Origin of the sequence: Bacillus sp. EKM208B (assembly GCF_011800725.1) — a bacterium.
Lineage (GTDB): Bacteria > Bacillota > Bacilli > Bacillales > Bacillaceae > Bacillus > Bacillus velezensis.
On the sequence record NZ_JAANHO010000003.1, the window covers coordinates 314,656 to 329,371 of the forward strand.

Below are 14,716 nucleotides of genomic sequence, written 5' to 3' on the forward strand. Positions count from 1 at the left end.
GAATGATCGAAAGACTGACAGCAATAGTTGAAGCACAGACAAGAAAATTTAATCGCAGTATGGATCGTGTCAACGATATAATGCGCCGGATGGCTGATCATCACACAGTCGAGGTTGACGCCGAGATTGCCAGCTTTCAGGCAAGAGTACGGCAGGCGGCGCAACAAATAGATAACTTTGTTCATCGACATCAACGCACGCGAGTTGATTTAGATGCGGATTCAGACCCTTTAACTCGGGCCATCAATTGGGCGAAGCAAAGATTAAGACAGATTCCCCAAACTGTCACCACGCAATTAATGGGGAATGTGCGGCCGTTATCTTCCGCATTGGCACGCGCTAAAGCAGGGCTATCGGCAGTGGCGAACAGAATCACAACGACGATAGACGGAAATCCCACTCCTTTAGGGCGTGCTGTCGCTGTTGCGCGGTCAGCCATAGCATCAGTATCTCATAACGTAACTACCACTTTTAATGCGGCCACGTCGCCTATCATGCGCGGGGTTTCGGCAGTCCGTTCAGCTTTGGCTTCACTGCCAAACAGAATTACCACGGTCATAAACGGAAACACGGCTGCACTTATGCGCTCTGTGGCAACGGCTCGCGCTGCTCTGGCGTCCTTACCGAGAAGAGTATGGATCAGTATAGAGGCTCGAATTGATCGGTTTGAAACGTCAATGAACAGACTTGCCAAGATCACAAACTCAGTTTCAACAGTCATCGGTCATTCAATTGCCGGGGCACTAACGTCCCTACTCCCTGCAATCTCGCCAGCCCTTGCAAGTATTGTCGGGGTAATCGGCTCATTGGGTCCTATGCTCGGGGTGGCAGCCGGCGGAGTAATGGGGTTAACCAGTGCATTTGCAACAGCGGGAACAGGCGCGGCGGCATTCGGCGCCCTTGCTATTACTTCGATAAGCGGTGTATTCAAAGCATCCGAAGACCTTTCCAAGCTGCAGGAGAAGCTGGACAATGCAACAAGCGCAAAAGAGCGCGCTAAGATCATGAAACAGATCAATAATCTGCAAAAATCTCTTGGAAAAGAAGAGAGAGAGGCATTAAAGAACCTCGAAGACTTTAAAGACAACTGGCGGGACATCGGTACGATGGTTCAAAAGCCGATCTTGAAAACATTCGGTATGTCTCTAAATACGTTTAAACTCGCTCTCAACTCACTCATTCCAATGTTTGACGGACTGGCGAAAGAGGGCGTGGGACTGGCGAAAAGCATGGACAAAGCTTTTAAAGCTCCGGACATGCAGAGATTCATTTCCTATCTGAACAAAGAAGCTCCGAAGGCGTTTGCTTCATTCGGCCGATCTGCCGGGAATGTCTTACGGACAGTTTTTAATCTGATCGTAGCATTCGGACCGACCGGAAAGAGCATGACAAAATCCATCGAAGGAATGACCCAATCATGGGTGAAATGGTCAGCGAACTTGGGTTCTTCAAAGAAATTTCAGGCTTTCGTGGAGTATACAAAAACCAACGGCCCGAAACTGCTACAGATCATCAGAAACTTTTCGGGCGGCCTGACAAAGCTGTTTACTGGATTCGCTCCTATGTCTCAAGACATGATGACATCACTCGTAGATCTGACCAAGCGGTTCAATGAGTGGGCAGGCAGCGTTACGAAAACAAAAGAATTTCAATCGTTCATTGACTATATCAAAACCAACGGCCCTACAGTATGGAGCACATTGGGGCAGATCGCGAAGACTATCATCAACTTGCTTGTTGGCATGGCTCCACTCGGTAAAACGATTTTGGAGAATGTAAACGGGTTTTTGAAATTTACTAATGCTGCGATGGAGGCAAACCCGGCAATCGGGAAATTTATAGCAGCTGGTATTTCATTAATTGGTGCTTTAAGAGCTATTGTTCCAGCGATAGTAGCGGTCAGTGCTGTCACAAATGGGCTTAAAGATTTTATGACTGCAGCTCAATATTTGCGGAGCTTTGGTTCGGCGGTTTCAGGGATCAGAACTGTGGGATTGATTACCCAATTAAAATCAGCAATTGTCACGATGGGTCAATTCATTGCGAAGTATACAACGATGGCAGCAAGCGCAACAGCTAATGCTGTGAAAATGGCGGCATCGTGGACAGCCATGAAAATATCAGCGTTTGTTTCTGCTCTGAAGCGCGGCATTGTTCAAATGGGTTTATGGATCAAGAATATGACTGTAATGGCTGCTCAATCAATCGCAAGTGCTGCCCGTACAGCAACCGCATGGACAGCAATGAAGATCACCTCTTTTATCACAATGCTGACAAACGGGATTAAGCAGATGGGTCTTTTCATTGCCAAAATGACCGTGCTCGCAGCGCAATCCATAGCACAGGCAACCCGCATGGCAGCGGCTTGGACGGCGGCGCAGATCAGCAATTTTATATCTTTGTTGGTTGCAGGCGGTAAGCAAATGGTTTTATTCGGCCGGCAACTCGTCGTGCTTGCGGCACAAGCGGCAGCGCAGGCGGCACGTATGGCGGCATCATGGGTCATCGCAATGGGGCCTATCGGATGGATTACGGCGGCTGTCATCGGTCTGGTAGCCTTGATCATTGCGAATTGGGACACGGTAAAATCGGCTACAATTGCGGCATGGGGGGCTATTTCCAGTTGGTTGTCTACTGTCTGGACAGGTATAAAGACGATAGCAACATCAACATGGAACGGAATAAAGTCGTTCTTCTCTACTGTTTGGAATGGAATTGTATCGGCAGCTAAAAGCATTTGGAACGGCCTGAAAACATTCTTTTCATCACTCTGGAATGGGATGAAAACCGCGTTCACAACGGTTTGGAACGGCATTAAGTCATTCGCCACTTCAACTTGGAAAGGCATTGTGTCAGTCGGGAAGTCTGTCTGGAATGGTTTGAAAACGTTCTTTTCATCTGTTTGGAATGGAATGAAAACAGCATTCACAAGCATTTGGAACGGTATCAAAACAATTGCTACTTCGATCTGGAAGGGCGTTGTATCAGTTGGAAAATCAATCTGGAATGGATTGAAAACATTCTTCACCAGTTGGCTAAATACGCAAAAGAAAATCTTCAGCACCGTTTGGAATGCGATAAAAACTGTTGTTACCACAGTATGGAAAGCTGTATCTTCTACTGCCAAGAGCATTTGGAATGGATTGAAGTCATTTTTTAGCGGCATGCTGAATGGCACCAAAAGTGTTTTCACAAGCGTGTGGAACGCCGTTAAAGGTTTTGTGACAGGGCTCTGGAAAGGGCTCGTGAGTACAGCTAAAAGCCTATTCAATAGTATGAAAAATGCTATTTCCGGCATAATGAAATCAGCAAAATCAACAATTACAAGCATATGGAACGGTGTCATGAAGTTTTTCCGCGGCATTAACTTGTGGCAGATCGGTAAGAACATCATCCAAGGCTTAATAAAAGGTATCAGCGGCATGGCGGGAGCATTAGCGAGCAAAGTAAAATCAATGGCAAATGCTATTCCCAACGGCATGAAAAAACTTCTGGGAATCCATTCTCCGTCAAGGGTAATGCGTGACCAGGTCGGTTATCACGTCGGCACCGGTATGGCGGCTGGTATTGATAAATCACAGGCCAAAGTAAAAGCGGCCGCGGCAAAAGCAGCAAAAGCAGCTCAGAAGGCGGCTGAGGTAAAGGTATCCAACAAAATTAAGAACGCTGAAGTGAAGTATGACACCAAGAAAATGGGCGCGGATACGTATATCAAAACATTGCAGAAGATTCAGAAGCAAAACAAGCTTACCAGCGAGCAAAACCGAAAAATACAGCGCGAGATATATCAGGCATCCAAAAACGCCTCTGATAAACAGAAGAAGCTATTGAAAGAGCAGCAGCGCAAGGAAGCGAAGGCGAAACTGGCGTATACCAAGAAAGTATCAGATCAGATTAAGAAAGCTGAGGCAAAATACGATACAGGAAAAATCAGCGGGAATACCTATATCAAAACGCTTGAGAAAATCAAGAAGAAGAACAAGCTGAATTCTGACCAGCAAATAAAGGTTCAACGGGAAATCTATCAGACTCAAAAAGCTATGACTGATAAGGCCAGAAAGCAGAAGGAAGCCGAAAAGAAAGCGGCTGACAAACTTAACAAGGGCATTCTTTCTGCAAACAATACTTATCTCTCAAAATTCAAAAAAGTGAATGATAAACTGACTGCCGATATTAAGGCGGCCAACGATGCCTATAAAAAGGAGTTGCAAGACCGAACTGACGCGATTTATAACGCCATCGGTCTATTTGACGATGTCTCAAGTCAAAATGTGAACGGCTCCAAGCTGACTTCAAATCTTAAAAAGCAGCTGGACAAGATCAAAACGTTCAACACTGACATCACAAAAATAGCAAGCCGGGCACCGAAGGCGTTCACAGACGAATTGAAAGAAATGGGTGTCGGGTCAGCTGATCAGATTAATGCAATAGCCCGCATGACAGATTCGGAGCTAAATGAGTATGTCAGTCTGTGGAAAGAAAAGCACAAGCTGGCCAGTGACCAGGCTACCCAAGAATTAACCGGGTTGAAGAACGCGACGACCAAGAAAATAAATGAATTACGGTCGGCCGCAAATAAAGAACTGGCACTTCTGAAAAATGACTATCTCCGCAAAATTGGGGAGCTTACAGTGGATGTAAAACAGCTGGGTTCTCTGAAGAAAAGCGGTAAAGCCATCGGATCAAATACAATGGCCGGCATTATTTCTGGAATGAAGAACATGAAGGGCGAGTTGGCGAAAGAAGCAAACTCCATCGCATCGACAATTGAGAAAACCATTAAGAAAAAATTGAAAATCCACTCCCCATCCAGACTGATGCGGGATCAGGTGGGGATCATGGTTCCTGCTGGTATCGCTGTGGGGATTCAGAATGGTATCGGCACTGTTCAAAAAGCTATGGGAGCCGTCAGTGATGCCATGACTATTCAGCAGGAGGATCTGAATTTTGCATATGACACATCCATTTCTAGCAGCGAACTCGGCACGGTTAGAAAAGAATTGAGCGCGGACATCCGGAACCTTGAATTGCCTGACAGAATGATTGTTGTTGAGCTGGACAGCAAGAAGGTCGGTCAAGGCGTAGAAAAACCTGTCACAGACGCTCAGAAAAGGTCGAACGCAAGGAGGACGAGATTTAATTGATCAATTATCAGGAACTACTGCCTAACCAATGGAAAATCACGTTTGATGGTATTGATATATCACCCTTCTTTTATGTGAAGACCACGGGCGGCCGGGGAGTGACAGGAAGAGAAGTGAATACAGCCACTATCGGGAATCGCCCCGGCGGTTTCCTGCGGAACACAAGAATCCCTGTAAGAGTCATAACCATTGAGGTTCTTTTTGCCTTCAGCAGTGAAGAAGAGTTGAAGAAAAAGCAGGAGGAATTGACTTTTATTCTGCACACTGAAGAGCCTAAACCGTTAATTTTTCATGATGAGCCCGACAGATTCTATAACGCTGTCTTTGAAAGCATTTCAGAAGGCGAAGAACAGGGAGGCTTTCAGACTGCAACATTGACTTTTATCTGTCCTGACCCAAAAAAATACGGCCCGGCGAAGGATTTTGAATTTAATTCAGGTATTCAGACTATCATTAATCCGGGATATGCGGCCGTAGACCCGACAATCGAATGCGTCTTTGAAGAGAAAGCCACTTCATATGAGGTGGCTCTTCTTAATGATGATGGGTCTGTATCGAAAACGATCAAGCTGCTGTACGATTTCATCGCTGGTGACACACTTGTAATTGATTCAGCAAAAAGAAAGGTCACTTGCAGCGGTAATTTAATCATGACAGCACTTCAAATTAAATCAGATTGGTTTCTGCTGCCGCCCAGGACGCCAGTTAAAATCAAGTTCAGTCATAAGAGCAGTATCAAATTTAATGAGGCATATTTGTAAGGAGGTCCGGTCATGGCTGACATTTATATACTTTCACCAGATGATAAATTATTGACAGTGCTGTCCAGCCACGGACGAGAAACCTGTACGTTCTGGGATGCAAAATACAAGGAAGAGCTCAACAAGGGCTCTTCTTTTTCTTTTGTAGCCGATGCCTCCCACCCTGACGCGCGCTTCCTATTCGAAGAGAATCAAGTGGTATTCAAGGATAAGGACGGTGTAATGCGTCTGTTTGTCATCAAGGAACTGGATGATACAAGTGAAGAAGGAGAGATTAACACTCAGGTTACCTGTGAAGCTGCCATGATGGAGCTTGCTGAAACCTTTGTAAAAGATTTTCGCCCTACCAATAAAACTGCTCAGTTTGTACTGGACAACGTCCTTTCTCGGTCAAGATGGGTGGCGGAAGTAACGGCGGAGCTTGGAGTGAATTCGACTACCTTCTATAAAAAAACAGCGTTGGATTGTATCGCTGACGTGATTAACATATGGGGCGGAGAGCTTCAGGACACTATAGAATTTGATGGAAATCAGGTCGTTAAACGAATCATAAAAATACTTCCCCGTCGCGGTAAAGACAGCGGGAAGCGCTTTGAGAGTGATAAGGATACAACGAATATCCGGCGGACCGTTATCAGTTACCCGGTGACAGCCCTTTGGGGTTACGGAGCATCCATAGCATCTACTGATGAGGAAGGAGAGGAGACGGGCGGTTATTCCCGTTTTATTGATTTCTCTGAAGTAGAATGGAAAAAAACAAAAGGCGACCCGGTCGATAAGCCTTTAGGCCAGGAATGGGTTGGCGATCCGGATTTATTAGAACGATTGGGCCGCCTTAAAGATGGAAAGTTGATCCATCGGGAAGGCCAATTCAATGATGAAGACATAACGGAGCCGGAAGAGCTTTTAAAGGCCACATATAATCATTTGATTACAACTGCATGTAAGACAGAAATCAATTATGAGCTGTCCGTGCAACTGCTTGAGAGCGTGCCGGGCCACGAACACGAACATGTGGAATTGGGAGATACAACGATCGCAATTGATCGAAACTTCGCTATTCCAATCGAGACATCGCAGCGCGTTATTTCAATGGAATACGATATTACCGACCCAGAAAATACTTGCGTCGTAGAGATCGGTCAATTTTTATCAGCATTACAAAAAGATGGCCGGATTGATCAAATTGAAAGCGTAATTGAAAAAAATCGCGGTACTTGGGAAAGTAAACCGGATGCCGGCGAGGTTACGGATGGCAGTTTCCCTGACAAAGCCCCGCCAGTTCCGTCGAATGTAGTGATCAAGGCAATGTTTCAGAATGTGGCCCTGACATGGGATTATGATCCGTCCAGTTATATTGCAGCCTATGAGGTATATGCTTCACAAGTAAATGGATTCACTCCATTAAAAGAGAATCGTATTTTCAGAGGCAAAACAGGCGGATATGAGCATTTTACGGGAGTAAATGAAGTTTGGTATTATCGCTTGCGCTCAATCAACACACGAGGCACAGCGAGCGAATTCACGGATCAGTTTTCCGCGACCACTCAGCGCATTTTGACTGATGACATTGTTTTCGGAGCGATCACAAAGGAAAAACTGGCCCAGCTGGCCGTTGATGCTGATAAACTTTCAAGAAACTTTGATGATGCTAATATCTTACCTGGCTCTCTTTTAAAATCTAAATGGTTCTATGATTATACGGACACCAGCCACAGTGTTGAGGAAAAAGAATTTAATGAAATGACTGTTTCTCAGATCATCAATGGAACAACTAGAATAGCTTTCGGAATATGCGGGAACAGGTCCTCGCCTGTTAATATTCAAAGAATGGCATTGGTCAAAGATCAACAATATACACTGTCATTTGAAATAAAACGGAATAATACCACCGACATAAGTTATATTCATTTGAAAAAAGGCAGCACTTTCATACAGATTAGCAGCAATGAACAGAAAGATATTTCTGCTTTTCCGTCTGACCAATTTATAAGGGTTAATATCAAATTTACTGCTCCGGAAACCGGCTCTGATTACACAATTGGAATCGGCGGATATAATCGAAACGGAAACACTGAGCCCTGTAGCTTTGTTATTCGTAAAGTACAGGTGCGCAAAGGCGATGTTATTTCTGATTATGGTTATAGCCCGTTTGATACTCAGCTGGTTGATGGTGTTATTGATGGCGACCACATCCAAAAGGCGGTAATAGAAACAGCTCATATAAAAAATGCAGCCATAACAAGTGCGAAAGTAGCTGAAGCGGCTATCGGGACAGCGGCTATTCAAAATGCGGCTATCGCAAAGGCGCATCTAAAAGAAGCAATAATTGATTCGGTACACATCATTGACGGTTCAATAACAAACGCCAAGATCAAAGACCTTTCAGCGGACAAAATAAACGTCGGGACGTTAAAAGGTATCACGATAGAGGGTGTGGACATAAAAGGGGCCCGTTTCGAGGCGCTGACACAATCAGAAGATGCCGAATACTATATCGAAGGTGATAAGATTTACCAATTCACCAGAGACTCTCATTATGATTACAACAAATTGGTTGTTAGTTCTGCGAAAATAACGCAGGAACAAGGAAGGTTTTACGATCCTGGTGATTCCTCTAATGAAATCTACAGAACAGTCTCAATTGGTGATGGCAAAATTGAGCTCCGTGGCGCAGGCGAGCAAACCGCATATGAAACGGTTCCAACTATTTCAATGTATTCAGAAATAGGAGATGTTGGACAAGTTATAAGCCATTTTAATATGAAAATGGAAAGACAGGCAGCTGTTGAAGAAGACGCCTTTCTTCTTACTGCTACTACCAATCCTAAAAATATAGGAGAGCCGTTCACATATAACCGTTATCAGGCCCTTTTTGAAGGATCAGCTACTATTTATCGCTTTAAACCGAATAATTTAGATATTGATGTCCCCGGGGTCATTCGACTGAAATCAGGCCAAAAAACGATTGTTGACGCATCAGATTTAACGCTACCATTGGGAACCAAAGTTGTAGCAGGGAATGCAAAAAATTGCGAATTCAAATTGATGGGTGGCAATGTTTCTACAGAATTAGAAGACGAGCATGGAGGCCTGCAATACGGTTTGATGGTTTACTGCTTTACTTGGGACATTAAACTGCCGCCTGACGGAGGGGCAACTGCGTACGCGCGCTACAATCGCATTCCTTTTGTTGATAGTTTTTATTATGCGCCTGAGAACGTTTTTGCAGCGGTAGGTACAGCGATTGGCGCATATTCTAATGCGGTTACGGTAGGATTAGAAAATATAAGTGCCAGTTCTGTTGATATTGGAGTGAGAGGGACCGGGACTACTGCCGGAGTTGCGGGAAAAACGATAAAAGTTCAAATTGTTATTTTTTACGAATCACAATAAGGGAGTAATTTTTATGATTGAAAAAAGGGATTTTAACATGAGTCTTTATTATGCGGACGGCATCGAAATAGAAGAAACCAGCGCGGGAATCGAAATAACTGCCGGCTCTATAAAAAAAGGAGACAAGACATATCCCATGGAGGCTGTTTCGTTCGATCTGCAGCCGGACGATACAACCAAAGTAGCGTATCAATTATATGTCCTTCATGATATAAAGTCTGATGAGATAAGCTATTTGCTCACAAAAACCTATGTAGAGCCTGATGGTTATTACCAAGGGTACAGTGGGAGCAAAAAGCTTATTATGATTCCAGTTCAAATTGTCGTTGATCCACAAGGCAACCGAGAGGGGCTTATAACAATCTACGTTCAAAATAAGGAGGATGGCAAAGATGAAGCTTGAGCCCGTGGTATTAAATATTGAAGCAAAAGATAGAGAAAAGGAAAAGACTACAGAGGAAAAGTTGCAGGAGCAAGTCCATGACCTTCAGCGGGTTTGCAATCTCTTAATGAATCAATAAAAGGAAACGGGGGGAGCCCATTGGAGAACCGAAGTGCTCTTTTCGGGTTTTTTGAGGATTGCTGGAAAAACGGAACTGTTTTGACTGTTGAAATGAGAAAAGCCGTTGATAAAGGCCGCATCACACAAGCGGAATATGATGAAATTACAGCAAAAGAGCGCGGTAATGCGTATCCGGATCAAGAATAGGGAGGGGAACAGAATGCAAGAAATGACAAGAGAGCAGCTTCAGGAACAGCTGCAGATTGAAATCTACAAATCCATTTCACTACAGGAAGAATTGAGTCAAAAGAATAAGGAGCGCGCTGAATACAAGGCTTTATATACATTTGCGGAAAAGAAGCGCGAGGAACTTCAAGAACAATTAAATGCTGTTCAGTCAGCAAATGAAGGCCATAGTGAACCAGCACCTGTAACTGAATAGGTGTTTTTATTTTGCCTCGAAGGAGGTGATCAAAATGGAGGGAATACATGTGTGGATGAATTTTGAAAGCTTACAGATCGCAAGAACATATCTTTTCGGGGAGGTGAAATATCTTGACTTGCTTCTAATCCTCAGCATCTTGGATGTCATCACCGGCATTATCAAAGCGTGGAAAATGAAGCAGCTCCGGAGCCGTAGCGCGTGGTTTGGATATGTCCGGAAGATGCTCAGTTTTATGGTGGTCATCGTCGCAAACATTATTGATACGATAACAAATTTGAACGGTGTTCTGACCTTTGGAACCGTTCTTTTTTATATCGCAAATGAGGGCCTGTCCATCACGGAAAATTTGGCGCAGATCGGCGTTAAAATTCCGGCCGTCATAACGGAGCGCCTGCACGTAATCGAAAACGACAACGATCAGACAAAAGAAAAAGACGATCAGGCAGCTGGTTAATCCGGCTGCTTTTTTAATCCAAAAACAGAATAGGAGAGATTTATATGTCAGCATTTAGAAACCAATATATTGATATTAATAAATGGACGCGACCGGGAATCAAAAACAACGGCGTGAAGAAACTGGCCGTACATTACACGGCAAACCCCGGCGCGACAGCTGCCAATCATTATAGATATTTTGGTCAAACGCTCCCCGCACAGAACAGAAATCTACCTGAGAAAAAACAGACGTTTGCCTCTGCACAGATCTTTGTCGATCGTACAGAGGCTATTTGCATCATTCCGTTGAATGAGGTGGCCTATCATGCGAATGACGTTCAGCAATTCGTCAATGGGCAGCCTTACCGGGGTGTCGCGGCGCTGAAGCCGAATGCGAATTTCTTGTCTATAGGCGTGGAGCTTTGCATCGAAAAGGACGGAACTTTTCATCCTGATACCATTGTCCGCGCAGAACAAGTTTGTGCCGAGCTGTGCAAAATGTATAAACTCGATCCAATCAATGACATTGTGCGCCACTACGACATTACACATAAAATCTGTCCGGCGCCGTGGGTAAGCAACTCTCAAGGGTTTACCGATTTTAAGACCCGTGTTAAAAAGCGAATGGTCGGCGTGGTTGTAACGGGGCCTGTGGTATCAAATCCAGATGTTACCCATACAGACACAGGAAGATTCATTAAAAACACGGTGGTTTCAAGCGATGGCCTTGTTTTACGTACACAACGGAGCGCCTCTTCTTCCATGGTGCTTAACCTGCCGAATGGCACAGTTGTAAAATATCAGCTTGGATCAACTGTCAACGGATGGGGATATGTTGAATACACCAATTCAAAAGGCCAGACATTCCACGGATATGTGAATGTCTCCTATATCAAAAGCGATAACGAGCTGAAAAGTGGCAACAAGAAGAAAGCATCATCGTCAAAGCCTAAATCCACTCAAAAATCAAAATTCAGCCTGCCAGCGGGTATTTTTAAAGTCACAAGCCCGTTGACCCGAGGAGAGGCCGTAAAACAGATTCAAACGGCGCTGGTGGCTCTTCATTATTACCCCGATAAGAGCGCAAAGAACTTTGGAATTGATGGCGCATATGGCGCGAAGACAGCAAACGCAGTCAAACGATTCCAGTCCATGTATGGCCTGACTGCTGATGGCATTTATGGGCCGAAAACAAAAGCGAAGCTTGAAGCTCTACTAACATAAGAGAATCCCTTCTCGTTATGAGAAGGGATTTATCTTTTTATTCATCGTATAGTTTATTAACCAAATCGGTAAATGAATCAGATATATGACTCAAAGCTCCAGCAGGGTCTTCATAAGCAATTTCATGATCCCAGAAAACCACGGAGGGATTTTCTTTATTCTGACGATAATCGAAACAGATTTCATTACCGAAAGGATCACAGGCGAAAGGGACTATCCCTGAAAGCATTCTTCCATCCTGATAATCTTCCAAAACCTCTAAAATAAAACTTGAACTATCCTCAGTTAGACCATGTAATCGATTAAAAACCGCGCCTTTTGTATTTTCATAGTCAAAAATCTTTTTACTTGGACGTGCTCCATTGTTGTTTAATATAGTTGAAATGTAGTCGTTTGGAAACTTAATATCTAAAGCCTTTTCGATTTTTTTAACAGTTGTTTCCCCGATGGGTTCTTCGGCAAATCTCCACTCTGTCATATTGACCAACTCCTATCTGTTCTTACTTCCACCACCCCAAAGGTGCCGACCTCCTGTATGGCCTGTTTGCCGATGCACCTTCTGGTCAACTAATTGCATTCTCCCTGAATCTTGGTGATGATGCCAAGTATATCCGTCTGGTGTTTCACCAGCTTTTATCATTTCGATTTGAAGGTCATTGAATTGATTTCTAAGTAAAGGATCTTTTTCAATTTCTTCTTTTAATTTTAAGGTTGCATCTTTAAATTGTAAATAATCGCTTTCCTTATAGAGTTTAGAATCAATCTTCGTATCAAATTTTGCTTTGAAAATTGGGAAACCGTCTTTATTATATGGAACTCCAGTTTTAGGATGTTTTTGGTTTTTAAGATGGCCCATTTTTAAGTTAACTGTTTTGAGGTTTCCATATTCATCTCTGTAAGTATAAGGTGCGGCTTTAGTAAACAAATCATCCTTTGATTGAACTAATCTCTTTAAAAGCGGCGTATTTTTAACATTAATAGTATTCCCGACGTCTTGTAAAATCCCTTCTAATGCAGGGGTATATCTATTGGCATAAGGCTTGACAGATGGATTGCCATTTTTAATCTTTTCGCTAGCCGCCTTCCCAACTTTAGCAAGATCTTTTGAGCCTGTTGAGACAGAGGACTTTCCGCCTTTCAATAACAGAAGACTTCCGCCCAAGTAAGTAACATAGTGCATTCGTGTATATGCATCCCCGTGAATCATCTTTTTATCCCAATCATCCTTCAATGTGTCAACCATACTTTGAAAGACACCTAGATAGTCGTATTCCAGAACAGTATCCAGAACTTTTTGAGGATCTTTGTTTAAGTTGTCAATTGTCCAACCGATATTCTGTCCGAGTTGAAGTGCTCCTTCACCGGTATCCTTGGCAAGATCGTATACACCAACAAGCAGACCTTTGGCGCCATCACCTATGATTTGCAATGCTTCTTTTCCATTATCCATGAAAGCTTTACGCTGTTCCAGAAATGAAACAAATTCAAGCTGTTCAGGGGTGAGATTCTCATAGCCAACCTTTTTGGCGATTTCTAAGTATTCATCCGGGTCGGTTACACCATCAGCCAGCTTTTTCTTCAGATCCTTGATTTCACGCTCTTTCGCCTCTTCCTTTTTAATCGTCAAATAAGCATCCGAATGTCTTGCGATATCACCTTTTTTCTTATGGATGTCGCTTTCTCGGTACGCCTTGGCATTGTAGTGAAGCGGCGTGGCGTTTTTTCCTTTACCTGTGGCGTTTTGGAGCTGCTCAAAGTCGGCTTGGATGAACTGTTCGTTCGCTTCGGTTTCTGCGTATTCTTTCGTTAGATCGTGATCAAGCTTGCCGAGCTTATGTATTGTTTCGCTTCTTTTTTTATCAGCTGAAGAGAGCTTCTGATCCGTGTTTTCGGTTGAAAACAGATCAAGCGAGATGATGTCTTCGATCTCTCCTAGGATGGAGCGCATGTCCTTTTTCTGCGCTTCCATAATCGCCTTTGATTTACTGAGGGCATGGGTGAGCTCGTGCTCCAGAAATGATTCCTCCACATGCGAATTGGAAAGTCCGGCATCTTCGACCTTGCCGGGAAGGCTTGTGAGAAATGCGATTTTCATATCGATCAGATCAAGCCAGCTGTCTGTGACGCCGGCGTGATCCTGGAAAAATGCTTTGATATTGTCAGCGCCCCGGCCTGAAAAGTCGCTGTCACCGAGGTCAGCCATACCTTGAAACGCTTTTTTTAGATTGACCATCTGGCCGCGCAGTTCTTTGTATTCATTCGCACGCTGTTTGGCAGCGGTCAGCAAGCTGTTTGCTTCAAAAACTTTCATGACCATATCCTTTCTTTTAAGAAGCTTCAACAAAATATTACCATGGAAGAATGAAGAAAATGATTGCTGTACGATTGAAAAGGAAAAAATGAATCATTTGGTCTGCGTCTTTATTCCTTGTGTTGCTCTTGAATAGAGATAAGAGAAAGCAGATTTGAAATGGTTGGGTAAAAATGGCTATCGGACATCTATCTCTTTAGGGTGCTTTTTTTATGAAATATATTGGTGTTTCGGATAAAAATGGTATAATTCTTGTGTTAGGAGGTGGTTAAGTGGATGAGTTTAGAAACTGGGTACTTTCCATTGCGGGGATTGTCACAATATGCAAACAGCTTTATGATATCTTCCAAAATGAAAAGAAGCAGCGAGGAGAGAAAAAGAAAAAGCGCTTCCGCCGGCAAAGCTAGAAGCGCAACTGCAGGTTTCAAGGTTTTCAAGGGGGGAAACCCCCTGTTTCCTCGAATATACACTCAGTATACATTAAAAGTAATTGCGGTA

Annotated in this window: 12 protein-coding genes; 9 read left to right on the forward strand and 3 right to left on the reverse strand. The window is 43.7% G+C overall.

Translation table 11 applies throughout. The features are described 5' to 3' along the window. Positions 1-2 precede the first annotated feature (2 nt). From G9F75_RS07155 to G9F75_RS07190, 9 genes are read left to right on the forward strand one after another with little or no spacing between them, the layout of a single operon-like run. Positions 3-5,144 carry a hypothetical protein gene (locus G9F75_RS07155; RefSeq protein WP_053574169.1) on the forward strand — a complete coding sequence of 1,714 codons (5,142 nt, stop codon included), beginning with the start codon at positions 3-5 and terminating at the stop codon, positions 5,142-5,144. After that, positions 5,141-5,905 (forward strand): distal tail protein Dit, encoded by a 765-nt coding sequence (locus G9F75_RS07160; protein WP_167409007.1) that lies wholly within the window; start codon positions 5,141-5,143, stop codon positions 5,903-5,905. The genes G9F75_RS07155 and G9F75_RS07160 overlap by 4 nt, the downstream gene beginning before the upstream one ends. Before the next feature lie 12 nt (positions 5,906-5,917). Beyond that, positions 5,918-9,301, forward strand: a complete 3,384-nt coding sequence (locus G9F75_RS07165; protein ID WP_088612284.1) for a phage tail protein — start codon at positions 5,918-5,920, stop codon at positions 9,299-9,301. 13 nt (positions 9,302-9,314) lie between these two features. Beyond that, entirely contained in the window at positions 9,315-9,704 is a 390-nt protein-coding gene (locus G9F75_RS07170) for a hypothetical protein (protein ID WP_053574167.1), read from the forward strand. Continuing rightward, positions 9,694-9,822 (forward strand): hypothetical protein, encoded by a 129-nt coding sequence (locus G9F75_RS20055; RefSeq protein ID WP_256053920.1) that lies wholly within the window; start codon positions 9,694-9,696, stop codon positions 9,820-9,822. Before G9F75_RS07170 ends, G9F75_RS20055 begins: the two co-directional genes overlap by 11 nt. A gap of 20 nt (positions 9,823-9,842) precedes the next feature. After that, the gene (locus G9F75_RS07175) at positions 9,843-10,010 is read left to right on the forward strand and encodes an XkdX family protein (RefSeq protein ID WP_167409008.1); all 168 of its coding nucleotides are present in this window, start codon (positions 9,843-9,845) and stop codon (positions 10,008-10,010) included. Between the two features lie 13 nt (positions 10,011-10,023). Continuing rightward, positions 10,024-10,245 (forward strand): hypothetical protein, encoded by a 222-nt coding sequence (locus G9F75_RS07180; RefSeq protein WP_167409009.1) that lies wholly within the window; start codon positions 10,024-10,026, stop codon positions 10,243-10,245. A gap of 34 nt (positions 10,246-10,279) precedes the next feature. Beyond that, positions 10,280-10,702, forward strand: coding sequence for a phage holin family protein (locus tag G9F75_RS07185; RefSeq protein ID WP_167409010.1), 423 nt, complete (start codon positions 10,280-10,282; stop codon positions 10,700-10,702). A 44-nt stretch (positions 10,703-10,746) separates the two neighbouring features. After that, a complete protein-coding gene (locus G9F75_RS07190) occupies positions 10,747-11,907 on the forward strand; it encodes an N-acetylmuramoyl-L-alanine amidase (RefSeq protein WP_167409011.1) in 1,161 nt (386 codons plus the stop codon). A gap of 37 nt (positions 11,908-11,944) precedes the next feature. Here the strand turns inward: G9F75_RS07190 and G9F75_RS07195 are convergent, their stop codons facing one another. The 3 genes from G9F75_RS07195 to G9F75_RS07205 all read right to left on the reverse strand — a co-directional run bounded on the left by G9F75_RS07195 (position 11,945) and on the right by G9F75_RS07205 (position 14,655). Next, entirely contained in the window at positions 11,945-12,385 is a 441-nt protein-coding gene (locus tag G9F75_RS07195) for an SMI1/KNR4 family protein (protein ID WP_167409012.1), read from the reverse strand. A gap of 12 nt (positions 12,386-12,397) precedes the next feature. Beyond that, positions 12,398-14,218: a T7SS effector LXG polymorphic toxin gene (locus tag G9F75_RS07200; protein WP_167409013.1), complete on the reverse strand. Its 1,821-nt coding sequence runs from the start codon at positions 14,216-14,218 to the stop codon at positions 12,398-12,400. 257 nt (positions 14,219-14,475) lie between these two features. Further along, entirely contained in the window at positions 14,476-14,655 is a 180-nt protein-coding gene (locus G9F75_RS07205) for a hypothetical protein (protein ID WP_167409014.1), read from the reverse strand. Positions 14,656-14,716: the final 61 nt, after the last annotated feature.

Coding starts and splice junctions, on each gene's coding strand:
- G9F75_RS07155 (WP_053574169.1), top strand. CDS start 3: ATGATCGAAAGACTGACAGCAATAGTTGAAGCACAGACAAGAAAATTT.
- G9F75_RS07195 (WP_167409012.1), bottom strand. CDS start 12,385: ATGACAGAGTGGAGATTTGCCGAAGAACCCATCGGGGAAACAACTGTT.
- G9F75_RS20055 (WP_256053920.1), top strand. CDS start 9,694: ATGAAGCTTGAGCCCGTGGTATTAAATATTGAAGCAAAAGATAGAGAA.
- G9F75_RS07165 (WP_088612284.1), top strand. CDS start 5,918: ATGGCTGACATTTATATACTTTCACCAGATGATAAATTATTGACAGTG.
- G9F75_RS07180 (WP_167409009.1), top strand. CDS start 10,024: ATGCAAGAAATGACAAGAGAGCAGCTTCAGGAACAGCTGCAGATTGAA.
- G9F75_RS07170 (WP_053574167.1), top strand. CDS start 9,315: ATGATTGAAAAAAGGGATTTTAACATGAGTCTTTATTATGCGGACGGC.
- G9F75_RS07200 (WP_167409013.1), bottom strand. CDS start 14,218: ATGAAAGTTTTTGAAGCAAACAGCTTGCTGACCGCTGCCAAACAGCGT.
- G9F75_RS07185 (WP_167409010.1), top strand. CDS start 10,280: ATGGAGGGAATACATGTGTGGATGAATTTTGAAAGCTTACAGATCGCA.
- G9F75_RS07190 (WP_167409011.1), top strand. CDS start 10,747: ATGTCAGCATTTAGAAACCAATATATTGATATTAATAAATGGACGCGA.